The organism is Bacillus sp. PS237 (genome assembly GCF_037963345.1).
GTDB lineage: Bacteria > Bacillota > Bacilli > Bacillales > Bacillaceae > Bacillus > Bacillus subtilis.
In genome coordinates, this window is record NZ_CP150156.1 from 649,139 (window position 1) to 675,467 (window position 26,329).

Below are 26,329 nucleotides of genomic sequence, written 5' to 3' on the forward strand. Positions count from 1 at the left end.
GACTGTAATCTAGACTTTATAAATGAGTGTGATAATATGCGTAGTCATTCTGTAGTTTGTATTGGGGAATTGTTGATTGATTTCTTTTGTACCGATGTTGACGTTGATTTAATGGAAGGGCGCCAATTCCTGAAAAGTGCCGGCGGGGCACCGGCGAATGTGTCGGCAGCGATTGCCAAGCTGGGCGGAGACGCCGCTTTCAGCGGAAAAGTAGGAAAGGATCCGTTTGGGTATTTTCTGAAGCGAACATTGGACGCTGTACATGTCGATACCTCTATGCTGGTGATGGATGAGAAAGCGCCTACAACGCTTGCTTTTGTTTCATTAAAACAAAATGGAGAGCGTGACTTTGTTTTTAATAGAGGCGCGGACGCTTTGTTTACGCTGGAGGACATTGACCAGGAAAAACTAAACGAAGCGAAAATCCTTCATTTCGGCTCTGCGACGGCACTGTTATCGGATCCGTTTTGCTCAGCCTATTTACGGTTGATGTCGATTGCGAAAGACAATGGACAGTTTATTTCGTTTGACCCTAACTACCGTGAAGATTTATGGAGGGGAAGAGTCTCAGAGTTTGTAAGTGTTGCGAAAAAAGCGATCGCTGTAAGTGATTTTGTGAAAGTCAGTGACGAGGAACTTGAGATTATCAGCGGTGTGAAGGATCATGAAAAGGGAGTTGCGATCCTTCATGAGATCGGAGCCAACATTGTCGCTGTGACACTTGGGAAAAGCGGAACGCTTCTTTCCAATGGAAAAGACCGTGAAATCATTCCAAGCATTCCGGTGACATCAATTGACTCAACAGGGGCGGGAGATGCTTTTGTCGGTGCGGCTTTATATCAATTGGCAAACACGGATCAGATTCAATCTGTAGATGCTGATTTTGTGAAACTGCGTGAGATTGTGGCGTTTGCCAATAAGGTCGGAGCTCTTGTGTGCACTAAAATTGGAGCGATTGATGCACTGCCGAGTTTGGATGAGATTGGAGTTTCTTTGTAAATCATTGAAGATGTTTCTTGAAAGTCTTTGGACTTTTGGGGGCATCTTTTTTTATTGCTTACATTTTTGTTCAGGTAAAAAGTTGTATATTTTTTGTTTGAAATGTCATTTTTTATTAAAAAAGTGAAACTTTTAACGATAATAAATAGTATATGTAACAAGGGTTACCGAATTAGCTTTAGGAGGAACGATATAATGAGTATAATTGGAAGATTTAAAGATATTATGTCTGCGAATATCAATGCTTTATTGGACAAGGCTGAAAATCCGGAGAAAATGGTAGATCAATATTTAAGAAATATGAATAGCGATTTGGCTAAGGTTAAGGCAGAAACAGCAGCTGTTATGGCTGAGGAGCAGAGAGCAAAAAGAGAATATCACGAATGCCAGGCGGATATGGAAAAGATGGAAAGCTATGCAATGAAGGCGCTGCAAGCCGGGAATGAGAGCGATGCGAGAAAATTTCTTGAAAGAAAAACATCTTTGGAGTCAAAGCTTTCTGAGCTGCAGGCGGCGAATCAAATTGCTGCAACCAATGCCGCACAGATGAGAAAGATGCATGACAAATTGGTATCTGACATTGGAGAGCTGGAAGCACGCAAAAATATGATCAAGGCGAAGTGGGCAGTAGCGAAAACGCAAGAAAGAATGAACAAACTGGGCGCTTCTGTTTCAAGTACAAGCCAATCAATGTCTGCATTCGGCCGAATGGAGGACAAAGTAAATAAGGCACTTGATCAGGCCAATGCAATGGCTGAACTGAACAGCGCTCCGCAGGATGATATGGCTGATCTGTCTGCAAAGTATGACACTGGCGGTTCAAGCCAGGTTGATGATGAACTTGCGGCGTTAAAAGCGAAAATGATGCTCGATAAGTAATACATAGGAGGCCGCAGCTTTCGGCTGCGGCGTCATTTTATCATAAAATGTGAGAGGGAACGGTAATGATAATATCTTATAAGTGTCCGAACTGCGGCAGTGATATGGCATTTGACAGTGAAACCGGCTCGTTATCCTGCAGCAGCTGCGGAAGACAGGACAATATTGAAAGCCTTCCGAAAGAAAACATTGCGGCACGGTTTTCTGATGATGAAGCAAAAGAATATCAATGTAAAAACTGCGGTGCCGTTTTGATCACGGAAGCTGAAACGACAGCAACGACGTGCAGCTTCTGCGGAGGTGCTGCAATACTTGCCGATCGTTTATCAGGACATTTGGCGCCGGCGAAGGTCATTCCATTTACAATCAGCAAGCAAGAAGCGGAGCAGGCATTTCGAAAGTGGTGCAAAAAAGGCCTTCTGACACCAAGAGGTTTCATGTCTGCTGATCGTATCAAAAGCATCACCGGCATGTATATTCCATTTTGGATGTTTGATTTAAATAGTGAAGTACAGGTGAGAGCAAACTGTACCAGAGTCCATCAATATGAAGAAGGGGATTATATTTGCACGGAAACAGAGCACTTTGAAGCGTTTCGTGATATCAATCTCGATTATTTGAAAATCCCTGTCGATGCCTCTGAAAAAATGAAAGACGAATTAATGGACAAATTGGAGCCTTATTCATACGAAGAGCTGAAGGACTTTCAAACGGCATATTTGGCCGGTTATATTGCGGAAAAGTACAATTATACCGATGAGGAGCTTTTTCCGAGGGCAAAAGAGAAAATCAGCAGTTATATAGATTCATACATCCATTCTACTTTTTCCGGATATACGTCAGTCAATGTGAGGGACAAACATATTCACACGAAAAACGTGAACAGCTTTTACGTTTTGCTTCCTGTTTGGATGGTCAGTTACGATTATGAAAGAGCGGAGCATATCTTTGCGATGAACGGGCAAACAGGAAAGGTCGTTGGAAAGCCGCCGATCAGTCGAGGAAAAGTGGCTGCATGGTTTAGCGGAATAGCAGGCGGGACATTTCTTGCGTTGAAGCTCGTCTCATTGATGATGGGAGGCGGATTTTGATGCGTGGATTTTTTGGGAAAGCGATCTTTGTTGTGCTGGCTGTTTTCATCATGATGCCTTTACTGGGTATCGAAGCGGTAAGAGCCTCTGAATTGCAGCAGCATGTGTACGATCGCGCTCATCTATTGTCAAAAGCGGAGATCGGAAAACTTGAATCTCTCTCGGCAAAGCTGGGTGCAAAGAGGGACACTGATTTCATCATTATTACGACCAAAAGCACAAACGGTGAAGATATTGCAGACTATACCGGCGATTTTTATGATCGTTACGGAAAAGGCAGTACAGCCATTCTGACGATTGATATGACAAACAGAGAAGTGTTTATCGCAGGCTTTAAAAAAGCCGAACAGTATTTGGACAACAGCAGGCTCAATAGCATCAGAAATACGATTTCATCTGATTTATCCAATGAAAATTATTTTGAAGCTTTTGAGACATATATTCAGCTTTCCTATAAAGATATGGGCATAAAACCGGGAGTAAACCCTGACAACATATTCTTTACATGGTGGTTTCAGCTGATTGCTGCCATCGCAGTCGGGGGAATTGCGGTTTCAATCATGCTTTATCATGCAGGCGGCAAAGTAACGGTTAATGGAAGTACATATATGGATCAGCGTACGTCTGATGTGATTGATCAATACGACACTTATATTAGAACGACTGTAACAAGAGAAAGAAAACCATCAGATAAAGACAGCGGCAGCGATGGCGGTGTTACGAAAGGCGGCACGTCATACAGTGGGAGCCGGGGCAGTTTTTAAATGTAAGAAATAGAGAAAGGGAGAGGCGTAATGTCGTTTTTCAGAAATCAATTAGCGAATGTAGTAGAGTGGGAAGAATTTAGAGATGATATGATTTTTTATAAATGGAACAATCGTGAAATCAAAAAAGGGAGCCGTTTAATCATTCGTCCCGGACAGGATGCTGTCTTTTTGAACAATGGGCGGGTTGAAGGAGTCTTTCAAGATGATGGCGATTATGATATTGAATCAGAAATTATTCCATTCCTTTCAACGTTAAAGGGCTTTAAGTTTGGCTTTAACAGCGGCATGCGAGCTGAGGTGCTGTTTGTCAATACGAAGGAATTTACCGTAAGATGGGGAACAAAACAGGCGATAAATATTCCGGCAGCGGGAATGCCAGGCGGGATGCCCATTCGCGCAAACGGCACATTTAATTTCAAGGTGCAGGACTATATCAGCCTGATTGATAAAATCGCTGGCGTGAAAGATCAATATTTTGTAGAGGATATTAAAACCCGTATCATTTCTATTCTGGATCAGCTTCTCATGAAGTGGATCACAAGAGAAGGGAAAGATATGTTTAATCTTCAAGCAAACGCTTTTGATATTGCCAAGGGAATTCAAGAGGACTTAGATATGCAATTAATAAGCGACGGGATGACGGTCACTGGTTTTCAAATCATGAGCTTTAATTATCCTCAAGAGGTTCAAGATATGATTACAAAGAACGCTTCCTACGGTATGGTTGGGGATGTGAACAGATACCAGCAAATATCAATGACGGATGGAATGGCATCCGGAAAGATGAGCGGAAGCGGAGCGGCTTCGGATATGGCTGGAATGATGATGGGAATGAATATGGCCAATCAGATGATGAACCAAATGAATCAGAATCAGCAGGCACAGTCATCAGGCCCACAGTCAACTGGCAGCGGAAGCAAACCGAATTTCTGTCCAAACTGCGGAACAAAAACGGGCGAAGCCAATTTTTGTCCGAATTGCGGCCAGAAGCTTGTATAAGAATCATACAGTGAAAAGTCCGGAGTGATCAGCACTCGGGACTTTTTTATTTAGGAGAATAAGCATTACCTATTGCTTGCTCCTGAACAGGCCATTTTCGAGCCCCCGCTTGGATAATTCCCAGCAGCAATTGACGACGTTCCTTTATTGAATTGACGGCAATTTGAAATGTTTGCTTTGATAAAGCCGGTATGCCTGATTGTTGAAGCTTTGAGATGTCTGGTTCTGGCGGCGCTTGTTCTGCAGGATGGATATAGGCAGTATGAACGGTATCCAGATAGTTTTTGATACTTGAGCGCGCTTCTTTGATATGAAGCTGATTCGGCTGATATTGTTCAGGAATTCCGTATTTGAAAATGGTTAGAGCCTCATCCAATACAGCAACAGCTATAATGGATGATTCCTGATGCTGCGTGCTGTGGTAAAAATGAAGGATGGGGAAGGCGTTATGCTGAGCGGTCAGCTTTCCCAGTTCTGATGAGGCAGCGACAAGAAGAAAATCAATGTCGTGAAAATCTTTGCCATTCCATGCATTATGGACGATTTCAGTTCCGTCATGCCCTAGACTTAATACACTTTGGGCAAAGGAGCGTTTTTGATTAACCGCACTCAAGACGGAAATCAAATACGTGACAGAAAATGTGATGGTAAGCAGTCCTTGAGCTGTTTCAATAATCGTGACAAGCTTCCATAGGCCTCCGTTCGGAGCGAGGTCGCCATTTCCTAATGTAAACATGACATAGCCGGAAAAATAAATTCGGTCTGACCAGGAAGCCGGTTCTTTTGATTGAGTTTCCATAAGTGAGTGAGGGTCACTCGAGTAAATCAAAACCCACCCGCTCCAAAATAGACTGATCCATATCACTAACGTCAGGCATAACAGCAGAGGACCAGCCATACTTAGAACCTTTGCGTGGTCACCGCTGATTTTGCGGCAGCCCTTCCACAGCCAGGCAGACAGGCATCTTGTGATCGGGCCGGCACCGCTCTCTAACCATAACGTGGTCCATAAAAAATCAATCATCCCCGCTGTCAATAATAAAAGGCCTGCAATGATATAACCCTCATTCATTTTGGTTGCCTCCCTTAAGTCAGCCTTCTTTTATTTTCTTCTCTATTTCCTTTTATCCTGAGTCTGAAACAATTGAACGAATGTTTGATTTTACAGAGAAAAATAGGTGGGAGTTACCCAACACTTACTCATTTTTCGATATGAACAGAAAATCACAAGATTTTTGACTTGATTCACACATTTTCATGAAGAAAAACGTTCATTTTCCCCTTGAATTGGTGATTTTCCTTTTATAGAGTAAAAAATTTTCAGAAATTTATATTGACTGAAAGCGTTTTTATAATTATGATAATATCAGATATAACAAAAATGTCACTATAACATCACTACAATTGAACTATTAAGTGACTAATAAATACCAAATGAACGAGGTTATGCACAAAGAAATGACCATTGTTCTTTTAACGAGAAATGAAATCGCTTCCATAGGGATTGACATGCTAAGAAGAAGGGAAGGTTATGAGGTTATTGGATAAAAACATGAACAACTATTTTCTGAAGCCTGCTTACGAAATGTGAGGAAGGCAGCAGCCCTGGAATAAGTTTTTGACATACGCATTTTGAAAAAGACTGGGGGAAACAGTATGAATAAACAAGGAAATCAAATGTCATTTTTACGTACAATTATTTTAGTCTCCACTTTCGGCGGGCTTCTTTTTGGCTATGATACCGGTGTGCTCAATGGAGCTTTGCCGTATATGGGAGAGCCGGATCAGCTTAATCTCAATGCCTTCACAGAAGGCCTTGTCACCAGTTCACTTCTTTTTGGAGCGGCACTGGGTGCTGTGTTTGGCGGCAGGATGTCTGATTTTAACGGCCGCCGCAAAAATATTTTGTTCCTCGCTGTTATATTTTTTATTTCAACGATTGGGTGTACGTTTGCACCAAATGTTACGGTCATGATTATTTCCCGTTTTGTGCTCGGTATTGCGGTTGGGGGTGCATCCGTAACGGTGCCTGCCTATTTAGCAGAGATGTCTCCTGTGGAAAGCAGGGGACGGATGGTGACGCAGAACGAATTGATGATTGTATCAGGACAGCTTTTGGCCTTTGTTTTTAATGCGATCCTTGGAACAACAATGGGAGACAACTCCCATGTGTGGAGGTTTATGCTGGTCATTGCGTCACTTCCAGCCTTGTTCCTGTTTTTCGGCATGATCAGAATGCCCGAGAGTCCCCGTTGGCTTGTTTCTAAAGGAAGAAAAGAAGATGCTTTGCGTGTATTGAAAAAAATCAGGGACGAAAAACGGGCAGCAGCTGAGCTGCAAGAAATTGAATTCGCTTTCAAAAAAGAAGACCAGCTTGAAAAAGCGACATTTAAAGATCTTTCAGTCCCATGGGTGCGCCGTATTGTGTTTATTGGATTAGGGATTGCGATTGTACAGCAAATTACAGGTGTGAATTCGATTATGTATTATGGGACTGAAATTCTAAGAAATTCCGGTTTCCAAACGGAAGCCGCTTTAATCGGAAATATTGCGAATGGCGTGATTTCGGTATTGGCAACATTCGTCGGAATCTGGCTGCTGGGAAGAGTGGGGCGCCGGCCGATGCTGATGACAGGCTTGATCGGTACGACAACAGCATTATTGCTAATCGGGATATTCTCACTTGTACTTGAAGGATCACCGGCACTTCCGTATGTAGTCCTGTCATTAACGGTCACATTTCTTGCTTTTCAGCAGGGCGCCATTTCACCAGTGACTTGGCTGATGCTATCTGAAATTTTCCCGCTTCGCCTTCGCGGACTGGGAATGGGTGTTACGGTATTCTGTCTGTGGATGGTGAATTTTGCAGTCAGTTTCACGTTTCCGATATTGCTGGCAGCTATCGGGCTGTCCACAACGTTCTTTATCTTCGTTGGATTAGGAATTTGCTCTGTCTTGTTTGTGAAGAGGTTTTTGCCGGAAACGAAAGGGCTTTCGCTTGAGCAGCTGGAGGAAAACTTCCGCGCTTATGATCACAGCGGGGCAAAGAAGGATTCTGGGGCTGAAGTGATTGGATAATTTAAAAAAGAATCCGCACCCGAGTGCGGATTCTTTTTGGTTTCAAATTAGTTAGGTCTAACAAGGATTTTGACTTGGCTTTTCTCTTTAATAAGAGCCCCGAAGCCTTCCTCGATCAAATCATCTAGTACGATTTTTTTCGTTACGAGTTTGTCGGCTGAGAAATAGCCTTCTTTCATTAATGACAATACAGCCGGGAAGATGTCGCGGTATCCGATAATTCCTTTTACTGTACGTTCTTTGATTACGATATCGTTCGGATGGATTTCAGCACCTTTTTCCCAAATGCTGACGATGACGGTTTCACCGGCAATTGTAGTGGACTGGATGGCTTGTCGTAACACCACTGGGACACCAGTGACTTCGAATGCTACGTCAACACCGCCTCCTGTACGTTCTGCAATCTCAGCGACTACATCGTCTGTTTTAGACGGATCAACGATGATCGCGCCAAGCTCCTCAGCTTTTTGCTGGCGTTCAGGAGAAAGCTCAACAGCGTAAATATCAGTTGCACCGGCAGCCTTCAGCGCTTCAATGACAAGAAGTCCGATCGGGCCGCAGCCGAATACAGCCGCTTTGTCGCCTGCTTTGAGTTTGCTTGAGCGGACAGCGTATAGAGCAACTGCAGAAGGTTCAACGAGCGCGCCTTGTTCATATGATAATTCATCAGGAAGTTTGAACAAAAGCTCTTCATCTACAGAGACGTATTCAGAGAAACCGCCGCCTCCGCCGGCTAAGCCGAGGAATCCCATTTGTTCATCAAGGTTGTAGGCGCCTTGGTGGCCGTGTGTAGCAAAAATCGGCTCGACTACAACGCGGTCTCCAACTTTATAATTTTCAACGCCTTCTCCGACTTCGACAACTTCACCGGAGAATTCATGCCCCATTGTGACAGGTGCCGTTTCATTTGTTAATGGGTGCGGTTTGTCAACCGGAATAAAGATCGGGCCGCCCAGATATTCGTGTAAATCACTTCCGCAGATGCCGCACCATTTGACTTTGATCTTTACTTTTCCCGGCTCCGTTTTTGGCTCTTCGATATGTTCAATACGGATATCCTTTTGGTTATGCCATCTTGCTGCCTTCATGGATTACCACTCCTATAACTTTTGATGTGAGTAATTCCGCACCGGTCAATATGAACTGTTCACAAAATCGCCATTTTTAAAACCAAAAAAGAAATGAAATTTTTATATAATATAATCTACGTTTTTTTGAAAAAAGAAACTTTAAAGAAAAAAGGGTCTCGCACACTCTTTTTTCTTTATATGAGAGTATCAATCGTTTACATAGCTATGAATTTGGTTTGAACAATACGGTAATGGTTCGTTCATATTGAATGCGACAACTACTCTATCAATAATTATAACGCTAATACCGCTATTATAATAGGATAATCTTCCATGGTTTAATTTAGCAGAGGTAACTTTTTGACTTTGTAACATTACTGTAAGGATATTGAAATAAAAAATAGCTGGTTGATCGTGTATAATCTTCCTAGATGTTAACAAACAGGGGGACGAAATGTTGAAGAAAGTCATTTTAGCCGCTTTTATCTTAGTAGGAAGTACTTTGGGAGCTTTTAGTTTTTCATCAGATGCCAGTGCGAAACATGTGAACGGAAATATTACTTGGTATAACGGAGTCGGGAAAAAAGGCTCTTCAGGTAAGAAACTTGGACATTGGGATTGTGCGACCAAAATCGGATTTGATGTTCCTAGAAACGGGACAAAAATCAGAGCTTATGCAAAAGCGAAGCCTAAAAAGGTGATTACGGTTTATAAAAATGATGTTGGCAGAATGCCTAATGCAGTGCTGGATGTTAGCCCTAAAGCGTTTAAAGCGCTTGGATACCCATTAAGCAAAGGGAAAGTAGCGGGGCATTACAGCTATTAATGTACATATATAATCTGGAAAGCAAGAAGTCACATTCTTGCTTTTTCTATTGGTGGAGATAAAAGATGAAAAAAAGAATCATATTATTATTAGCAGTGATAATAGCGGCAGCTGCCGCGGGGGTTGCGTTTTATGTTGCAAAGGATAAAGGCCATGAGAAGGCTGCTGATGTTTCAGTCAATACTGAAAGCGGTGATGAGCTGCTGGTTTCAATTACAGATACGGATCTGCTGACAAAGTATTATGAAAATGACAAGGTGATCCATGAGGAGAAGCTGACCAGCTATCCGGCATTTGCCTTGGATCAAAAACAGCAGGTGCTCTATTATACGGGCAATAATGAACAGAATGAAATGAGGCTTTTTAAACTGGATCTAAAGTCTAATAAAAAGACGGTGCTTTATAAAGGCGCGGAGAGTGCGGACAGTTTGTTTTTATCAAAGGACCGTTCAACCATCTATTTCCGCTTAGGAAAATCGGACGAAAGCAATTTTCGGATCGCCGCTTTTGATCTGAAAACGAAAAAGTACAAAAATCTTTATCCTGCCGCTAATGATCAGGATAACACCGTCAGCAGCTTCTTTTATAACCAAAAAAACGATTCATTTGCATTGCTTCATTATTCTGTAGAAGAAGACTACAAGAAAACAGATGAAGCAAACGAAAAGGGCATCGACCCAGAACCGACAACGATTCATTTTGCGGAAGGCCGCCAACATAAATTTAATGAGCTGAAAAGCCTGAACCAATTTATCAGCGATATTGCTGTTTCTGATGATGATAAACGTATTTTATTCACATCATATACGCAGAAAGGAACGGAGCAAACCGCTTCTATTCAGATGCTCAATGCGGATACGAAAAAGTATGAAAGCATCATCTCAAATCAAAAATCATTTAAGCTGTTAATTGACGCACAGCCTCAGTTCTCTAAGGATGGAAAGAACATTTATTTTCTTGCCGAAGCCAAGGGGGCTAAAAAACTGAAGGATGAAACAGGGCGTGAAGCTAAGGTGCGGACGATTTATTCCTATAGCCTTGAAAATAAGACCTTCAAAAAAGTATGGGAAAATCCAAACGGCATCATCAACAGCTTTTCTGTGATAAACTAATAAAAACCACTCGGCATAAGCTGAGTGGCTTTTTTAATGGATGAGGTGCAGGGCTAATGATCCGAGCCATTTAAAGATATGAATCAGAGGTACTGACAAAAACAGAAGTTCAACATATGAGTTCATTGCAACATTCAGCTTTTTGAACGCAGCTCTTTTTTTCAAGTCTTTTTGCTGCTGGTTTGAGATCACGTTATCACTCCTCTTATATCCATATTATACCATTGAAACAGACAAAAAAGCCCTAAACGTTTACAGTTTTGGGCTTCTTTCTTCGTATTTGGCCTCTTGCAATGAGAGGCTTTTATTCTGAAATATAGAATTTTGTCTCCGTTCGGGGTTTGTTTGCTTGCAGGAGACTGCATTTGTTATAGGGAAGAACTAGCTTGTTTTCGTTTGGCTGTTGTTTTGGAGATTCACTAATGAACGGATGCCGTCGACCATTTTACTTCCGCACAAAGGGCACAATGGCGTATCACTGCTGGCGAAGTTTTTTCGGGTCCAGCCATTACAGTCTTCTTTTGTGCATTCCCAAGTACTCACATCTTCTTTTGGCAGCGGTTCTTGATTTCGTTTGTTATAGTAAGACATAAAGTCACTTCTTCCCTCATGTATTTTACTGCACATTCCTTATTGTCTCATACTTTTCCCTAATCTCCTAATTCCTTTTTCTTTATGACTTTCCAATAACCCCATCTAAAAAGGAGAGGAGTGTGCTGTTAAAAGCATCTGGCTCTTCTAAAAACGGGCAATGGCTGCTTTTAGAAAAGGTAACGAGTGTCGCGTTCGGAATATTGCTGCGCAAGTGTTCCCCAGCTGCTGTAGAGAAAAATTTCTTGTCTTCCCCGAAGCACAGCAATGTCGGCACATTGATGTTTTGGAGGGTGCCCCGGTAATCAGCGGCCGTTTGGTTAAATAAAATCGTGCTAGAAATGGCAGCCGGCTGTTTGAGGATTTCTGCCAGCATCCATTCTGTTTCGGTCTCGGCAGGCGGTTCTGCGAACATGTTCTGGATGAAGCTTTCGTAGAAAGGCAGCGGGTCAGTTTGAATGGCGTGCATCGCTGTTTTTAAGCCGTCAAAATCAAATGGACCGTGTTCCCAGCCCTCCCATTGATAGTCGGAAGCGGATTGATCGATGATCACAGCGGCTTGAATGTTATCATTCCCAAATTGATTGAGATAATCCCATACGACAAAAGCGCCCATTGACCAGCCGGCAAGAACGACATGGTCAAGCTCCATTGCATTTAGAAATTCCCTTATGTCACGGGCATATTGGGAAATGGTGTGGCCGTGAAGCACTTTGTCAGATTCGCCGTGTCCTCTAAGATCAAGACGAATACATTGATAATTGGCAGAAAGCGCCGAAAATTGTTTGTGGAAAAATTGTCCGCTCATCAGCACCCCATGTATAAACAGGATCGGCGTCCCGTTCCCGTGTGTTACATAGTAAAGGCGTGTCTGATCTTCTAATGTGATGTATGGCATGTTTCTCCTCCTTTAGTTTCCATCATGAGTATGGCTGGCTGCTGTTGAGCTGATGATGGCAGCTGTCGCGGCTGCCTGCTGTGCTTGAATGACTGTTTCGATAGCGGTGTATAGTCCTGATTCCATCAGCAGATTTTTCTCCATATGCTCACTGAGATAGAGGCTGACAGCAATTTTAAAGTTCATTTCCTTTTGCCATTTAAAAGCTTTTTCCTGGTTTAATTCGTCAGTGATGCACAAAACGGTTTTGATATCTGGCTCTTCCAGAAATGTGAGGAGAGCAAGGTCTGGATAATGATAATCCTTTGGTTTTTTGACATCAGTGATCGATTGATATATCTGTTTGCAAGCGGAAACAAGCATTTCGGGCTCTTTTTCACTTTGCAAGGCCAGAATATGGCTGACCTGATGTAAGTACTGTCCTTTTTTAAAGCCGTTGGCTGCCAGCAGTTGATAGCATGTTTCCGCCTTCTGTAGCGCCTGCAAACCTTTTCCGTTTTCTCCAAGCAGTATGGCGAGCGGAACATTCTGAGTTGAAGTGAGGAAATAATGATTTTTCTTCATCTGCTGATAAACTGCTAGCCCCATGTTCATCTGTTCTTTTTGGTTTGTCGTTTCAGATTTGCCGGTGAGCAAGATCAGAGTGGAAAGGTATGTGAACATATCCCGCTTATATCCTAGCTTCACCATTTCATTGTATACATCGATAAAAGTATGAAATGTTTGTTTTGCCTCATGCTGAAAATGAATGTCCAGAATAGATGCAACAGTAAAGCGGTGGTGTGAATTGAGTGTTGAGAAGCTGCCGATGTTTGATTTGATATAGCTGCTCAAATCATAAAAGCGCTGAAAATCAAACTCTCTTTTATTCACAATATATGCAGAAGAAATGAGCATTAATATCTGATCGTGTGAAACTTTCCATTTTAATTTTGATTTTAATTCAGCATAAATGGAAATGTATTGCTTTATTTTTTCATGTAGGTCGTGTGTCAGCATAAAAAGCAGCTCCTTTTTGCTGTTTTTACGTAATACGATAAATAGGGCCAAAGGTTTCATAAGGAAAAAACTTGCCTGCTAGAGGCAAGTTTGTCGGGTTATTTATGGGGATCTGTTATATCCATCGGTCTCATCATGTCATAGTCTTCATGCTCTAGAATATGGCAATGCCATACGTATCGTCCGCTGTACGGACCGAATGTCGCCGCGATTCTCAGGACTTCACCTGCATGCGCTTGAATGGTGTCTTTCCAGCCCTTTTCACTTGGCGGCGGCGGGACAGCCGGACCGGTATAGGACAATTCCCCGCTTTCTTGATAACGGGCGATATCAAACGGCCGCCGGTCTAATACACGGAAGGAGACTAGATGCAGGTGAATCGGATGTGTTCCGCGTGTCGGGTTGATAATGGACCATATTTCAGTTGTGCCCACTTTTGGTGCTTCTGTGACGGGATCGTGCCAGCGTTTGTTATTAACCAGAAGGACGGGTCTGCCGTATTCGTCCTGGGTGCCTGCCAGTTTTAACGTTCTGATGTTTTGTATTCTTTCATGCTGTACCGAAGGGTATGAGGCGAGGTACTTCGGCTTTCTGCTTTCGTCTTTTTGTGCCAATGGTTTTGTGACTCTGAATTGCATGATATTCGCATCTGTTTCAGGATTGACGTCACCGCCGCAGCCCGCGCTGTTTGCCAAAATGATCGATTCTCCTTCATATGCTGTGAAGTCAATGATGATATCATAACGTTCAGCAGGCGCAAGGCTGAAAGAATTCAGTTTAACAGATCGCGGCAGGAGCCCTCCATCTGAACCAATCTGAATAAACTCTCCGCCATTATCGAGTGACAGGTTATAGGTTCTTGTATTGGAGGCGTTGATGACACGGAATCGGTATTTCCTCGGCTCGACTTCCAAGTATGGCCATACCTTCCCGTTGACGAGTATGGTTTCTCCGCAAAAAGCCGGAACGATTGAAGGATTAGGCAGTGACGGAGAAGGGTTTTCCGGTGCGCTCGGATAAAACAAAGAACCGTCCTCATTGATCGTGCGGTCTGTGATAAGAAGCGGCACATCGTATTCGTCTGAAGGCAGTTTTAAGCGTTTTTCCTTTGGGTCATGAATGATATAAGCACCGACAAGTCCGGCATAGACATTTAGCCTGGTGAGCGCCATGGCGTGATCGTGGTACCACAATATAGCCCCGCGCTGCTGGTTTGGATAATGATAAACCTCTCTTTTGAAATAAGGTCCTGTTTGTTCAAAGTCTTTGGAAAACCAAGCCTCCGGATACCCGTCACTATCATCTGGCGTGACGCCGCCGTGTAAATGAACAACAGTCTTTACCTCGGGCTCTTCATGCTGGCTGTCACTGTGATGAATGGTGTGATCAATTGGAAGGAAATGCGTGGAAGGAAGGTTATTCATCCATTTTACATATACGTTTTCATTTCTTTTAACCTCAATGGTCGGCCCCGGAAATAAGCCGTTGTAGCCCCACAGGCGGGTTGGAGGGAGATCGCGATGGAGCTGATGAGTGCATTCCTCCATGGTGACTTCGTAGTATGTTTTTTCTTTTGATTGCTGTACTGGCTTTAGTGTATCTGGGATTGGGAGAGCATCCACAAATTTTTCAAGTGTCATTTTCATCTGTCCTTATCTAAATTTTCCAAATTGGTACTATAGTTAATGACAATAAGGACGTGATGGTTACAAAAAATCTTCGTGCTGCAGACCACCCGAAGAAGAAAATAACAAAATCCTAAACGGCAGGCCGTTTAGGATTTGATCAGCATTAAGGCAGGATATCGGGCTGCTGCTGTGTGACTGGGTTGGCAGCCGCTTTCTCGCTCACCTTGCGTTTTCTGAACACAAGGTAAGAAATCAAAACGATTCCCGTGATGACGCCTGTCAGCAGCAGCTCGTCTCTCATGGAATCAATAAACGCCATGGACACTAAAATTCCGCAAATGGCGATGATGGTCAAGTAGGTTAGGAAAGGGAAGAGCCACATTTTGATCTTCAATGCTTCTGGGTTTGTTTTTTCGAGTTTTTTCCGCATTTTCAGCTGGGAAACGGCGATGACAAGATAGACGAGTAAAGCGATTGCGCCTGATGAGTTGACTAAGAATAAAAAGACGGTATCCGGTGAAAAATAGTTCATTACGACCGCGATATAAGAGAAAAATGTCCCGGCCACAATGGCTTGTACGGGAACGCCTTTTTTGCTCAATTTCATAAAACGGCGCGGCGCTTCATTTCTTTCTGCAAGTGAATACAGCATTCTGGATGTGGTATACAAACCTGAATTCAGGCAAGAGAGTACGGCTGTGAGGACGATAAAGTTCATAATCTGTGCGGCTGCCGGCACTCCTATATGCTCAAGTACAGCGACGAAAGGGCTTTCTAAAATATTTGCTGAATTCCATGGCAACAGCGCCACGACAATGGCGATTGAGCCCACGTAAAAGACGATGATGCGCCATACAACGGATCTGGTGGCTTTTGTCACAGATTCGATCGGGTTGGATGTTTCCCCTGCTGCAATGGCAACGATTTCAGTTCCCATAAAAGAGAAGATGACAACGACAATGCCGAGCAATACGGAGCTGATGCCCTCCGGGAAAAATCCGCCTTTGCCTGTAAGATTCGAAAAACCGACTGGCTCACTGCCCGGTGCAAAGCCAAAAATAAAGGCAAAACCAACGATTAGAAAAGCAATGATAGTCACAACTTTAATGAGGGAGAACCAATATTCAAACTCACCGAAAGACTTAACGGAGTAGACGTTTGTCAGGGTGAGCACAATGGTCAAGATCAAACTTGTCAGCCACAGCGGAATATCATGGAACCAGTATTGAATAATGCCAGCACCGGCAATGGCTTCGATCGCTATGACGATCACCCAGAAAAACCAGTACAGCCAGCCGATTGTAAATCCTGCCCACGGTCCGATGGCGTCGTGAGCGTATTGAGAAAACGATCCGCTCGTCGGGTTTACGGCAGACATCTCACCGAGCATTCTCATAATAAAAATCACCAATAATCCGGCTAACGCGTAAGAAACAACGGCACCCGGACCGGTCGAGTGAATCACTGAACCGCTGCCTACAAATAGGCCGGCTCCGATTACACCGGCAATCGAAATCATTGTCATATGGCGGGTCTTTAATTCCTTTTTTAATCCTGATTGAGACTGGTTCATAAGTTACCTCCTTTTAAAATGCAATCATTACTGAATATTATGATAATTGAAACTCTATCATAAATATACAGTTTGTCGAAAATTCGTGTAAGAAAATATACCAGCTTATTTCAAATTTGTAGTGTTTTGTTTGCGCTTTCAGCGAATGTGTGGAAAAAATGTTTCGTTTTTTATTCGCTGTGTGATTTTGCGTAATATTTACAATTCGATAGAATGCGAGAAGCACTGGTGTCCTTGGGTTTGATGGGATTTTTGGCGGAGCAAATAAATTGGATGAGAGAAAAAGTGTTCCTTCGTCACTATTTTTCTGTGGCGGGTGAATCATGTTTCTGTAGACCCACTGCGGATCAGCTTTGTAAGATAATAATAGGAAAATGTGAGCGAGAGGAGGTTTTGTATGGAGAGATATGATGAACTGAAAAAGGGAGAATCCGGAGCGCTGGTCAGCATTGCCGCGTATCTAGTTCTTTCCGCAATTAAACTGATCATCGGTTATCTTTTTCACTCGGAAGCACTTACGGCAGACGGGTTAAATAACACAACTGACATTATTGCTTCTGTTGCTGTGCTGATTGGCCTGCGCATCTCTCAAAAGCCTCCTGACGAAGATCATCCATACGGCCACTTTCGAGCGGAAACGATTGCATCGCTTATCGCATCGTTTATTATGATGGTTGTCGGACTGCAAGTGCTGTTCAGCGCCGGAGAATCTATTTTTTCTGCTAAACAAGAGACGCCAGATATGATTGCGGCTTGGACGGCAGCGGGCGGGGCAGTCCTGATGCTGATCGTTTACCGGTACAATAAAAGGCTGGCCAAAAAGGTGAAGAGCCAGGCGCTCCTTGCTGCGGCTGCTGATAATAAATCAGACGCATTCGTCAGTATCGGCACATTTATCGGCATTGTGGCTGCTCAATTCCATCTTGCTTGGATTGATACGGTCACTGCGTTTGTGATCGGTCTGCTTATTTGCAAGACCGCATGGGATATCTTTAAAGAGTCATCTCACTCTTTGACAGATGGATTCGACATAAAGGACATTTCCGCTTATAAACAGACAATCGAAAAAATCTCCGGTGTGAGCCGTTTAAAAGACATAAAAGCAAGATACTTGGGCAGTACGGTTCATGTTGATGTGGTGGTTGAGGTATCGGCAGATTTAAATATTACGGAAAGCCACGATATAGCCAATGAAATTGAGCGGAGAATGAAGGAGGAGCATGCGATTGATTATTCGCATGTTCATATGGAGCCTTTAGAACAAAAATAATGGAGCTTCCTGTCACAGGAAGCTTCAGCGTGTCGACAAACCCTCGCATTCGTTGTCAGGTCTGCGCTTCGGTGCTCACGAATTAGAACATTCGCTCCGCTCCTATGCTCGTCCTTCCTAGACTTCAAGGGTTTTCAATCACGCTGAAAAGATGACAAAACCCTAAAATGAAAGCCATTTTAGGATTTTGTCAACAATCTGGAGCTTCCTGCCACAGGAAGCTTTTTTGTGTGTTTTGGCCAGCTTTATTGGTAACAATTTGCTAGAATCGTTTTTTTATACAGATTGCTTTTTGTGGTAAAGTTAGGTTACATTATGATGAATTTTGTAGATGACTAGGAGGAAAATAATGGCATATCAAGAAGACCTGCATCCTTTGCTGGGGAAAGCAGTTGAACATATTAATAGAGTAATGGTTGGAAAACGAGACATCGCCATACTCAGCTTAGCAGCCCTTCTTGCCAAAGGGCATGTGCTGCTTGAGGATGTACCCGGAGTCGGAAAAACGATGATGGTCCGCGCGCTGGCAAAGTCAATCGGCGCCGATTTCAAAAGAATCCAATTCACTCCGGATTTGCTGCCATCTGATGTAACAGGGGTATCTATCTATAATGCGAAAACGATGGAATTTGAATATCGTCCCGGCCCAATTATGGGAAATATCGTGCTGGCAGATGAAATCAACCGTACCTCTCCGAAGACACAGTCGGCTTTGCTCGAAGCGATGGAAGAGGGGAGCGTCACGGTAGATGGCCATACGATGCAGCTTGCCGATCCGTTTTTTGTGATGGCAACGCAAAACCCGGTCGAATATGAAGGGACCTATCCTTTGCCGGAAGCTCAGCTTGACCGTTTTTTATTCAAACTTCGGATGGGTTATCCGTCCTTTAATGAAGAGCTTGACGTCTTATCTCTTCAGGAAAAAAGCCATCCGATTGAGACGCTTGAGCCGGTTATTGCAAAAGAAGACTTCATCTTTTTACAGAGGGAAGTGCAAAATGTCCGTGCTGATGACAGCATTAAGGAATATATCGTTGAAATTGTGCAGAAAACGAGACAGCATCCTTCTGTTCAATTAGGCGTCAGTCCGCGCGGCTCAATCGCCCTCATGAAAGCGGCACAGGCATACGCGCTGCTGCATCATCGCGACTATGTCATACCGGATGATATTCAATATTTAGCTCCTTTCACGCTGCCGCACCGGATGATGCTTCATCCTGAGGCAAAATTTGAAGGGATTCAGGCAGAAGCGATCGTAAGGGAGATCATGTCAGCTGTGAAGGTGCCGGTTCAAAGGTCGGCGGTCCGCTGATGAATAAGAAATGGCAATGGCTCGTATATGGTTGGAAGCTGATTATATTAACTTTATTGACGGCTGCTGTTTTTTCTTATGCGATGTTTCAGGGCGGCTTTGTCAGCTGGTTTTTGTTTTACGCGTTTCTCCCTTTTGTCTTGTATGCCGGGCTGTTGGCCTTGTATCCGCTCCGTTCTTTTCAGGCTTCAAGGCAAATGGATAAAACACAATTGCATGCGGGGGACAGGCTGGGCGTAACGGTTACGCTGAGAAGAAAGCTGCCATTTCCGCTGATGTATATGGTGATTGAAGATTGCCTGCCAGAAGGTATCGAGTCATTAAATCGAGACGGAGCCGCGGCCAAACGGCTCGTTTTTCCTTGGTTTAAACGGAGCATGACGATGTCGTATGAATTAGCTCGGGTACCGCGCGGAGAGCATCACTTTCATTCTGTCAGGGTGCGAACCGGGGATGTTCTTGGCTTGATTGAAAAAACAGCATTTTTTGAGCTGGATGATACCTTGTTTGTTTATCCATTCTATCAGCGTTTTTCCTATCAGGTGAATGAGAGGCATCAGGAAGACGGTGTAAGCGGTTCTTCTCCTATTCATCAGCACCATTCCTCAGTCGCAGCAAGTGTGCGGAATTATCAGCCGGGAGACCGGTTTGCTGCGTTAGATTGGAAGACATCTGCACGGCGGAGCCAGCTGATGACGAAGGAATTTGAGCCTTCTCGCAGCAAAAATCTGTTTCTGCTGATGGACCGTTTTTCCTCAGACGCATTCGAAGAGGTCGTTTCAGTGACAGCTTCGATTCTTCATTCTGTTTTAAAAAACGGCGCGGGTGCTGGTCTGGCTTCCATCGGGAAGGAAAAAAACATTTTCCCTATTCAGGAAGGGGATCAGCATTTTAAGCACATGCTTCGGCATTTAGCCATCGCTCATTGTGATGCGGCAGACCCGATAAGCCGATATGCACGGGAAGAGCTGGGAAAGCCATCTGTTCGCCAAGCTGATCAAGTTGTTGTCACGGGACAGTTAACGGAAGATATGCTGCACCTCGCAGAAATAGGAGGCGGCCGGGTTACGGTGATACTGGCAAAAGAGAAAGATGCTGAGCTCTCTCAAGCTGAAAATGTCATGATTGAACGCATGATGAAACGCCAAATCAGAGTTCGGATCATGAGGGGCGGGCGAGTTTCGCGTGTTGTTTAGAAAGAGAGGTGACTGGTTCACATGCCGCACGATGATCACAAGGGAAGCCGTTTGAGCTTGCTGTTATTTTATTTTCTGGCTTTTTTATTGCTGTGGGAGTGGCTTAGGCCGCTTGACAGTTTTACTGAAACGAAACATACAGGCTTTTTTAGTGTCTTTATCGGCTTGACGTTTCTGCTGACTTTTTTCAGGATGAGGTGGTTTGTCACCGTTCCTTTTTGTGTCATATTTACATTGATCTCGATACACATCCTGTTTTATCAAGGATCTATATTCGACTTGAGCTGGGTCAGCTCTTTTTTGCAGGATGTCTATCTGAATATCACGCTGATTCAATCAGGGCAATGGAATGACATGATTCCTTCATTTCGGACCCTGCTGTTTTTTGTGCTGCTGTGGCTGCTGGTCTATCTCCTGCATTATTGGGTGATTTACCAGAGAAGAATTTTGTTTTTCTTTTTGATGACAGTAGCGTATATTACGATTCTTGATACCTTTACGCCATATGATGCCACTTTTGCCGTAATCCGTATCGTGCTGATCGGCTTCTTTATGCTGGGCCTTTTATACTTGGAACGCATTAAGCTGATGGAAAGAATCACACTGCCAAAAACATCTGTCCTGAAATGGTTTCTTCCTTTATCTGTATTGGTTTTGGCTGCAACGGGATTCGGACTCGCCGCTCCAAAATCAGAGCCGGCTTGGCCTGATCCGGTGCCTTTTCTTAAAAAAATCACTCATCAAGACCGCGTGTCTGCAGGGGAAAGCAAAATCGGATACGGGAATCATGATGAATCACTCGGCGGCCCGTTCCAGCAGGATGCTACACCTGTTTTTACATGGCAGGGAAAAGAGCGTACGTATTTCCGTGTGGAAACGAAGGACACGTATACCGGAAAAGGCTGGATTGAAACAGACACAGGCATGTCGTATCAGCTTAGCAATGGAAAAGTTGAAAATCTGTGGTTTGACCATAAGGTTGCGACAGAGCGCCGCACCGTCCGTGTAAAAGTCGATAAGCACTACGGGTATAACCATCTGATGTATCCGATTGGTGCGGAAACCATTCAGCCAAAGCAGGCTGTCTCACTTGAAATGAACGGCAACACGGAGCAAATTTCTCCGATCAGTGAACAAGCCGGTGAAATCAGAAATATGGGGAATTATACAGTAACGTACAATTCCCCGGTCTATAAGCTGGATGAACTGAGAAAGGTAAAAGTGAGAAAAAACAGTGAGGAGTACACATTCAGCGATCGCTACATGCAGCTTCCAGATTCACTGCCAGAGCGGGTGAGAACCCTTGCGATCAAACTGACTCAGGATCACGACAATATGTTTGATAAGGTGAAAGCGGTTGAGGACTATTTAGGGTCAAATGCGTTCACATATGAAACAGAAAACGTGACCATTCCGAAGAATGATGAAGATTATGTCGATCAATTTCTCTTTGAAACGAAAATGGGTTATTGTGATAACTTTTCTTCCGCCATGGTGGTGCTCTTGCGCTCGGCCGGCATTCCGGCCCGCTGGGTAAAGGGTTATACGTCCGGCGAATACAAAGAAGCAGGGAACAAAAATGGCAGCATTTACGAAGTGACAAATAACAATGCCCATTCCTGGGTAGAGGTGTATTTCCCGGAACAGGGCTGGGTTACATTTGAGCCGACTAAAGGGTTTACAAATCCGGCTCAATTTACATCTTCTGACACAAAAGACTCTGGCAGCGATAGCAGCAGCTCGCCGAAGAAAGCAAAAGAGAAACAGAAAGAAGAGAAAAAACAGCCGCAAAAAGAGGAAAAACAAAAGGAAAAGCGGGAGCCAGCTGTTTCTAAAAAGCCGTCCGCTTCGCATACTAATGCCGGTGCGGGCTTGTATGCAGCGCTTGCGGTTCTTGCAGTCCTCCTGGTGGCAGCTGTATTGCTGTATGTTTTCCGCTCGTTATGGATTCCTGTTTTCGCCGTGAGGAAATTGAAGCGGCGCAGTGATCAGCACGCGTTTTTTGAGGCATATGGCGCGCTGCTGAAACAACTGAAGAGAAAAGGACTGCCGAAACGAGACAGTGAAACGCTGCGTGATTATGCAAAACGAATTGATGAAAAATACGACATAGAAGACATGTCAAAGCTGACATTAAGCTATGAAAGGGCGCTTTACAGAAATGAAGATTCTTCGGCGCTATGGAATGATTCGAGAGAGTTATGGGAAAATTTAATTAAAAGAAGATGGTCTTGACCGCTTATCGACGTGTTGTTAGAATTAGTGAATATTATCGGAGTCTGGGAGCGAGTTGGCCTGACTCCGGCAAACGGCCTTGCCAAAGAGGGCGGAGCGAGCTTCATATCTGTCCTCGTTTTTTTCTGTGTCAAAAAACTTAGAGGAGATTAGGTGACAACCATGACAAAGTTAGTGAATGAAATGATTCTTGTCCTTGATTTCGGCAGTCAGTATAACCAGCTGATTACACGCCGTATCCGTGAATTCGGTGTTTACAGCGAGCTGCATCCACATACATTGACGGCTGAAGAAATTAAAAAAATGAATCCAAAAGGAATTATTTTATCCGGCGGTCCAAACAGTGTGTATGATGAAAACTCTTTCCGCTGTGACGAGAAAATCTTCGAGCTTGATATTCCTGTTTTGGGAATTTGCTACGGCATGCAGCTGATGACTCATTACCTTGGCGGTAAAGTTGAAGCGGCAAGCCAGCGTGAATACGGAAAAGCAAACATCCGCATCGAAGGCACACCTGATTTGTTCAGAGATCTTCCGAATGAACAAGTGGTTTGGATGAGCCACGGCGATTTGGTTGTAGAAGTTCCTGAAGGCTTCACTGTTGACGCGACAAGCCATCACTGCCCGAACTCAGCAATGAGCAAAGCGGACAAAAAATGGTATGGCGTTCAGTTCCACCCGGAAGTGCGCCACTCTGAATACGGCAATGATCTTCTGAAAAACTTTGTATTCGGTGTTTGCGAATGCGAAGGCGAATGGTCAATGGAGAACTTTATCGAAATCGAAATGCAAAAAATCCGTGAAACGGTCGGAGACAAACAGGTTCTTTGCGCGCTAAGCGGCGGCGTTGATTCCTCTGTTGTTGCTGTTTTGATTCATAAAGCGATCGGCGACCAGCTGACTTGTATCTTTGTAGACCATGGTCTTCTCCGTAAAGGCGAAGCTGAGGGTGTTATGAAAACATTCAGCGAAGGCTTTAACATGAATGTGATTAAAGTAGACGCAAAAGATCGATTCTTAAACAAACTAAAAGGCGTTTCTGATCCTGAGCAAAAACGCAAAATCATCGGTAATGAATTCATTTACGTGTTTGATGATGAAGCGGACAAGCTCAAAGGCATCGACTACCTTGCACAAGGTACGCTTTACACAGATATCATCGAGAGCGGTACAGCAACGGCGCAAACGATCAAATCTCACCACAATGTCGGCGGACTTCCTGAAGACATGCAGTTTGAGCTGATCGAGCCGTTAAATACGCTCTTCAAAGACGAAGTGCGCGCGCTTGGCACAGAGCTCGGCATTCCGGATGAAATCGTATGGCGTCAGCCGTTCCCAGGACCGGGACTCGGAATCCGCGTTCTTGGCGAAGTAACAGAAGAAAAACTTGAAATCGTTCGTGAATCAGATGCAATCTTGCGTGAAGAAATTGCAAATCACGGCTTAGAGCGTGATATCTGGCAATACTTCACTGTTCTTCCTGACATCCGCAGCGTTGGTGTTATGGGTGACGCAAGAACATATGATTACACAATCGGAATCCGCGCCGTTACATCAATCGACGGCATGACATCTGACTGGGCGCGTATCCCGTGGGATGTGCTTGAAGTCATTTCGACACGTATCGTAAACGAAGTGAAGCACATTAACCGCGTGGTGTACGATATTACAAGTAAGCCGCCTGCGACGATTGAGTGGGAATAAGAAAATAACAAAGGAAAAACGTCCCTTTTTCAAAAGGGGCGTTTTTTTGTTAACTTTTTGAAACCGTTTCGACAGTTTTCGTATCTAACAACATAGGAGGTGGATAAGGTGAAGGAAGAAAGATTGATTACAAAGGCGAGAAAAGGAAATGCTCGGGCCTTTGAAAAGCTTATGCTGGCACATCAGGAGACTTTATATAAAACAGCTTATCTCTATTTAAGAAATAAAGAAGATGCACTTGATGCTGTACAGGAAACGGCTTATAAAGCTTTTATAGGTATAGAAAAACTAAAAGAGCCAAAGTACTTTTTAACGTGGCTCACCCGAATTCTTATTAATTCAATTTTTGCAATGAAGAAAAAGAAGGGGGAATTAGTTCCGTTTGAAAGCCATCATGACACTGGCACGGACCAAAGGAATATTGAAGAATATATAGACTTGCGCAATGCGCTGGATACACTTGATGAACATGTTCAGTTAACAATTCAGCTATATTATTTTCAAGATTATTCGATTTCAATGATAGCTGAACAAACAGGAATGGCAGAAGGCACAATTAAAACCCATTTACATAGAGCGAGAAAAGCATTGAAACAGGAGCTGGAAAAGGAGGATCAAAACAAATGGACAAACACCAAGTAAAGCAGATATTTGATGATATTGAAGTGCCTAAGAAAGCGCTAAAAAAGACAGTACATCAAGCTGTCGTTCGTGCTGAAAACGAAGGTAACACGAGGCGCCGTTTTAAATGGGGACGAACCTTTACAAATGGAATTGCTGTTGCTGCTGTGGTAGGTATACTGTATTTAACGTCCGGCCTTTTTCTGCCTTCTGTAAACAAAGCGATGGGGAGCATACCCATTGTCGGACAAATTTATAAGGATTTTCAAGATAAAGTTGGTCTATCATTGTTTAAAAGCAATTTGGTCACAGCTTTAAATGAAAAAGCAGACTCCAGGGGAATCACTGTTTCTGTAAACAGCTCCTATTACGATGCCGGACAGCTTGTTTATAACTTCACTGTTGATAACTTCCACTCTGATGAAAAAGAGATCATGTATGATGTCGACGAAACGAGTTATAGCGACAACTTTTCAATCAACTACGATTCCTTAATGCTTAAAAAATTAAATAACAAGCAATACGCAGGACAATTAAGGATTTATACAAATGGTACTGAAATAAAAAATGGGGAAACCGTGCCCTTTGTAATTACTCATATCAATGAAATACAGGGAAATTGGAGATTCAAACTGCCTATTACCAAAAAGAATGCGGGTTATTTAGAAAGCTCAAAAGTTATATCGGCTTATCATAATCGTTATCAATTTTCCAATATTCAAGTGGAAAACGGGAAACTTGGATCTGTCCTTCAATTTACAATCGATTATCAAGGCATAGCAAAGCATGATACGGTTGAAATTAACGAAGTTAAAGATGATTTAGGAAACACATACGAGATGTCAGCATCAAACATCGAACTTGGAGATCGCATAAAGGTAAACGAGAGAACGGTTAGAGCAAAAGGACAAACACAGTTAGAATCACCAATCAATCCAAAAGCGAAAAAGCTAACATTAATTGCAGATATTAGATCTGAGGCTGAGGGCAGTGAAATCGTCCCTCTAAATGCAGAGATGCCGTATCGTCTTTCGGAAACAAAGCATCAAAACATAGGGATAGAAATCAATAACATTAAACAAGAGGGGAGGGAAGTATTGGTTCATTACCGTTTCACTGGAGTTGATACTTCAAATATGTCAAAAGATGACTTAGTGAATATAGGTGAAACGATTGGCCTTGGTGATATAAAAAAAATGCAATCTTGGCCTGATCCAGTAGGTGATTATGAAGAAGGTTATTATTTGAAAGGAAATATTGCTAAAGTGAAAAATATGAAAACAGCCGAAATGGTATCTACTTTTGAACTGGATGATGATTATAATGATAAGCTGTCTTTAAAGCATTTTGAGTTTAATGAATACGGTCTGTATATTGATAACGGCGTTTTAAATGACCTGATTCAACTAAAGCCATTCTCGTTTACTGTACCAGTGCATCAGGTGAGTCAGCCTACCGAAAAAAAATAATCATAAGTTGAA

The 26,329-nt window shown here is 43.3% G+C and carries 24 protein-coding genes; 15 read left to right on the forward strand and 9 right to left on the reverse strand.

Translation table 11 applies throughout. The features are described 5' to 3' along the window. The first annotated feature begins 36 nt into the window (after positions 1-36). The 5 genes from NST22_RS03405 (at position 37) to NST22_RS03425 (ending at position 4,735) form a co-directional block, all read left to right on the forward strand. Positions 37-999 (forward strand): carbohydrate kinase, encoded by a 963-nt coding sequence (locus NST22_RS03405; protein ID WP_009968826.1) that lies wholly within the window; start codon positions 37-39, stop codon positions 997-999. Positions 1,000-1,194: 195 nt separating this feature from the next. Next, a complete protein-coding gene (locus NST22_RS03410) occupies positions 1,195-1,878 on the forward strand; it encodes a PspA/IM30 family protein (RefSeq protein ID WP_003243015.1) in 684 nt (227 codons plus the stop codon). Between the two features lie 65 nt (positions 1,879-1,943). After that, a complete protein-coding gene (locus NST22_RS03415; RefSeq protein WP_009966712.1) occupies positions 1,944-2,969 on the forward strand; it encodes a TFIIB-type zinc ribbon-containing protein in 1,026 nt (341 codons plus the stop codon). Further along, positions 2,969-3,733, forward strand: coding sequence for a YgcG family protein (locus NST22_RS03420; RefSeq protein WP_003242723.1), 765 nt, complete (start codon positions 2,969-2,971; stop codon positions 3,731-3,733). The genes NST22_RS03415 and NST22_RS03420 overlap by 1 nt, the downstream gene beginning before the upstream one ends. 30 nt (positions 3,734-3,763) lie before the next feature. Next, positions 3,764-4,735, forward strand: a complete 972-nt coding sequence (locus tag NST22_RS03425; protein WP_003244029.1) for an SPFH domain-containing protein — start codon at positions 3,764-3,766, stop codon at positions 4,733-4,735. Positions 4,736-4,781: 46 nt separating this feature from the next. Here NST22_RS03425 and NST22_RS03430 read toward each other — a convergent pair whose 3' ends face one another. Continuing rightward, entirely contained in the window at positions 4,782-5,807 is a 1,026-nt protein-coding gene (locus NST22_RS03430; RefSeq protein WP_003242752.1) for a potassium channel family protein, read from the reverse strand. Between the two features lie 584 nt (positions 5,808-6,391). Between NST22_RS03430 and iolT the strand changes: the two genes are divergently transcribed. After that, on the forward strand, positions 6,392-7,813 hold the full coding sequence (gene iolT, locus NST22_RS03435) for a myo-inositol transporter IolT (protein ID WP_003234027.1): 1,422 nt from the start codon (positions 6,392-6,394) through the stop codon (positions 7,811-7,813). 47 nt (positions 7,814-7,860) lie between these two features. Here the strand turns inward: iolT and bdhA are convergent, their stop codons facing one another. Next, a complete protein-coding gene (bdhA, locus tag NST22_RS03440) occupies positions 7,861-8,901 on the reverse strand; it encodes a (R,R)-butanediol dehydrogenase (RefSeq protein WP_003234015.1) in 1,041 nt (346 codons plus the stop codon). A gap of 436 nt (positions 8,902-9,337) precedes the next feature. Here bdhA and walM point away from each other — a divergent pair, with 436 nt between their 5' ends. Beyond that, positions 9,338-9,709, forward strand: coding sequence for a cell wall metabolism protein WalM (gene walM, locus NST22_RS03445; protein ID WP_003234013.1), 372 nt, complete (start codon positions 9,338-9,340; stop codon positions 9,707-9,709). 65 nt (positions 9,710-9,774) lie between these two features. Next, on the forward strand, positions 9,775-10,821 hold the full coding sequence (locus tag NST22_RS03450) for a PD40 domain-containing protein (RefSeq protein ID WP_042977956.1): 1,047 nt from the start codon (positions 9,775-9,777) through the stop codon (positions 10,819-10,821). A gap of 33 nt (positions 10,822-10,854) precedes the next feature. On the opposite strand, the gene NST22_RS03455 is transcribed toward NST22_RS03450, so the two are convergent. The 7 genes from NST22_RS03455 to NST22_RS03485 form a co-directional block, all read right to left on the reverse strand. Then, positions 10,855-11,013 carry a hypothetical protein gene (locus NST22_RS03455; RefSeq protein ID WP_003243985.1) on the reverse strand — a complete coding sequence of 53 codons (159 nt, stop codon included), beginning with the start codon at positions 11,011-11,013 and terminating at the stop codon, positions 10,855-10,857. Positions 11,014-11,202: 189 nt separating this feature from the next. Continuing rightward, the gene (locus tag NST22_RS03460) at positions 11,203-11,412 is read right to left on the reverse strand and encodes a cold-shock protein (RefSeq protein WP_003234008.1); all 210 of its coding nucleotides are present in this window, start codon (positions 11,410-11,412) and stop codon (positions 11,203-11,205) included. A gap of 82 nt (positions 11,413-11,494) precedes the next feature. Continuing rightward, positions 11,495-12,310, reverse strand: coding sequence for an alpha/beta hydrolase (locus NST22_RS03465; RefSeq protein ID WP_041333557.1), 816 nt, complete (start codon positions 12,308-12,310; stop codon positions 11,495-11,497). A gap of 12 nt (positions 12,311-12,322) precedes the next feature. Beyond that, positions 12,323-13,309: a DUF4003 domain-containing protein gene (locus tag NST22_RS03470; protein ID WP_032677457.1), complete on the reverse strand. Its 987-nt coding sequence runs from the start codon at positions 13,307-13,309 to the stop codon at positions 12,323-12,325. Positions 13,310-13,407: 98 nt separating this feature from the next. Continuing rightward, positions 13,408-14,949, reverse strand: coding sequence for an outer spore coat copper-dependent laccase CotA (cotA, locus tag NST22_RS03475; protein ID WP_063695071.1), 1,542 nt, complete (start codon positions 14,947-14,949; stop codon positions 13,408-13,410). A gap of 151 nt (positions 14,950-15,100) precedes the next feature. Then, positions 15,101-16,510, reverse strand: coding sequence for a GABA permease (gabP, locus tag NST22_RS03480; RefSeq protein ID WP_003233998.1), 1,410 nt, complete (start codon positions 16,508-16,510; stop codon positions 15,101-15,103). 37 nt (positions 16,511-16,547) lie between these two features. Then, a complete protein-coding gene (locus tag NST22_RS03485) occupies positions 16,548-16,835 on the reverse strand; it encodes a hypothetical protein (protein ID WP_009966725.1) in 288 nt (95 codons plus the stop codon). Between the two features lie 72 nt (positions 16,836-16,907). On the opposite strand from NST22_RS03485, the gene mneS reads away from it, so the two are divergent. The 7 genes from mneS to NST22_RS03520 all read left to right on the forward strand — a co-directional run bounded on the left by mneS (position 16,908) and on the right by NST22_RS03520 (position 26,317). Next, a complete protein-coding gene (mneS, locus tag NST22_RS03490; RefSeq protein ID WP_003233995.1) occupies positions 16,908-17,780 on the forward strand; it encodes a manganese transporter MneS in 873 nt (290 codons plus the stop codon). Positions 17,781-18,129: 349 nt separating this feature from the next. Then, positions 18,130-19,092, forward strand: a complete 963-nt coding sequence (locus tag NST22_RS03495) for a MoxR family ATPase (protein ID WP_003242543.1) — start codon at positions 18,130-18,132, stop codon at positions 19,090-19,092. Beyond that, the gene (locus NST22_RS03500) at positions 19,092-20,288 is read left to right on the forward strand and encodes a DUF58 domain-containing protein (protein ID WP_003243539.1); all 1,197 of its coding nucleotides are present in this window, start codon (positions 19,092-19,094) and stop codon (positions 20,286-20,288) included. Before NST22_RS03495 ends, NST22_RS03500 begins: the two co-directional genes overlap by 1 nt. Before the next feature lie 21 nt (positions 20,289-20,309). Further along, positions 20,310-22,523, forward strand: a complete 2,214-nt coding sequence (locus NST22_RS03505) for a DUF4129 domain-containing transglutaminase family protein (RefSeq protein WP_003242683.1) — start codon at positions 20,310-20,312, stop codon at positions 22,521-22,523. Positions 22,524-22,685: 162 nt separating this feature from the next. After that, the gene (gene guaA / locus NST22_RS03510; RefSeq protein WP_003244399.1) at positions 22,686-24,227 is read left to right on the forward strand and encodes a glutamine-hydrolyzing GMP synthase; all 1,542 of its coding nucleotides are present in this window, start codon (positions 22,686-22,688) and stop codon (positions 24,225-24,227) included. Between the two features lie 108 nt (positions 24,228-24,335). After that, positions 24,336-24,869, forward strand: a complete 534-nt coding sequence (locus NST22_RS03515; protein WP_019712792.1) for a sigma-70 family RNA polymerase sigma factor — start codon at positions 24,336-24,338, stop codon at positions 24,867-24,869. Next, positions 24,851-26,317, forward strand: a complete 1,467-nt coding sequence (locus tag NST22_RS03520; RefSeq protein WP_019712793.1) for a DUF4179 domain-containing protein — start codon at positions 24,851-24,853, stop codon at positions 26,315-26,317. Before NST22_RS03515 ends, NST22_RS03520 begins: the two co-directional genes overlap by 19 nt. Positions 26,318-26,329: the final 12 nt, after the last annotated feature.

What these genes read in the sequence shown, in the direction of transcription:
- NST22_RS03405 (WP_009968826.1), top strand. Translation starts at nt 37, where the DNA reads ATGCGTAGTCATTCTGTAGTTTGTATTGGGGAATTGTTGATTGATTTC.
- NST22_RS03410 (WP_003243015.1), top strand. Translation starts at nt 1,195, where the DNA reads ATGAGTATAATTGGAAGATTTAAAGATATTATGTCTGCGAATATCAAT.
- NST22_RS03415 (WP_009966712.1), top strand. Translation starts at nt 1,944, where the DNA reads ATGATAATATCTTATAAGTGTCCGAACTGCGGCAGTGATATGGCATTT.
- NST22_RS03420 (WP_003242723.1), top strand. Translation starts at nt 2,969, where the DNA reads ATGCGTGGATTTTTTGGGAAAGCGATCTTTGTTGTGCTGGCTGTTTTC.
- NST22_RS03425 (WP_003244029.1), top strand. Translation starts at nt 3,764, where the DNA reads ATGTCGTTTTTCAGAAATCAATTAGCGAATGTAGTAGAGTGGGAAGAA.
- NST22_RS03430 (WP_003242752.1), bottom strand. Translation starts at nt 5,807, where the DNA reads ATGAATGAGGGTTATATCATTGCAGGCCTTTTATTATTGACAGCGGGG.
- iolT (WP_003234027.1), top strand. Translation starts at nt 6,392, where the DNA reads ATGAATAAACAAGGAAATCAAATGTCATTTTTACGTACAATTATTTTA.
- bdhA (WP_003234015.1), bottom strand. Translation starts at nt 8,901, where the DNA reads ATGAAGGCAGCAAGATGGCATAACCAAAAGGATATCCGTATTGAACAT.
- walM (WP_003234013.1), top strand. Translation starts at nt 9,338, where the DNA reads ATGTTGAAGAAAGTCATTTTAGCCGCTTTTATCTTAGTAGGAAGTACT.
- NST22_RS03450 (WP_042977956.1), top strand. Translation starts at nt 9,775, where the DNA reads ATGAAAAAAAGAATCATATTATTATTAGCAGTGATAATAGCGGCAGCT.
- NST22_RS03460 (WP_003234008.1), bottom strand. Translation starts at nt 11,412, where the DNA reads ATGTCTTACTATAACAAACGAAATCAAGAACCGCTGCCAAAAGAAGAT.
- NST22_RS03465 (WP_041333557.1), bottom strand. Translation starts at nt 12,310, where the DNA reads ATGCCATACATCACATTAGAAGATCAGACACGCCTTTACTATGTAACA.
- NST22_RS03470 (WP_032677457.1), bottom strand. Translation starts at nt 13,309, where the DNA reads ATGCTGACACACGACCTACATGAAAAAATAAAGCAATACATTTCCATT.
- cotA (WP_063695071.1), bottom strand. Translation starts at nt 14,949, where the DNA reads ATGACACTTGAAAAATTTGTGGATGCTCTCCCAATCCCAGATACACTA.
- gabP (WP_003233998.1), bottom strand. Translation starts at nt 16,510, where the DNA reads ATGAACCAGTCTCAATCAGGATTAAAAAAGGAATTAAAGACCCGCCAT.
- NST22_RS03485 (WP_009966725.1), bottom strand. Translation starts at nt 16,835, where the DNA reads ATGATTCACCCGCCACAGAAAAATAGTGACGAAGGAACACTTTTTCTC.
- mneS (WP_003233995.1), top strand. Translation starts at nt 16,908, where the DNA reads ATGGAGAGATATGATGAACTGAAAAAGGGAGAATCCGGAGCGCTGGTC.
- NST22_RS03495 (WP_003242543.1), top strand. Translation starts at nt 18,130, where the DNA reads ATGGCATATCAAGAAGACCTGCATCCTTTGCTGGGGAAAGCAGTTGAA.
- NST22_RS03500 (WP_003243539.1), top strand. Translation starts at nt 19,092, where the DNA reads ATGAATAAGAAATGGCAATGGCTCGTATATGGTTGGAAGCTGATTATA.
- NST22_RS03505 (WP_003242683.1), top strand. Translation starts at nt 20,310, where the DNA reads ATGCCGCACGATGATCACAAGGGAAGCCGTTTGAGCTTGCTGTTATTT.
- guaA (WP_003244399.1), top strand. Translation starts at nt 22,686, where the DNA reads ATGACAAAGTTAGTGAATGAAATGATTCTTGTCCTTGATTTCGGCAGT.
- NST22_RS03520 (WP_019712793.1), top strand. Translation starts at nt 24,851, where the DNA reads ATGGACAAACACCAAGTAAAGCAGATATTTGATGATATTGAAGTGCCT.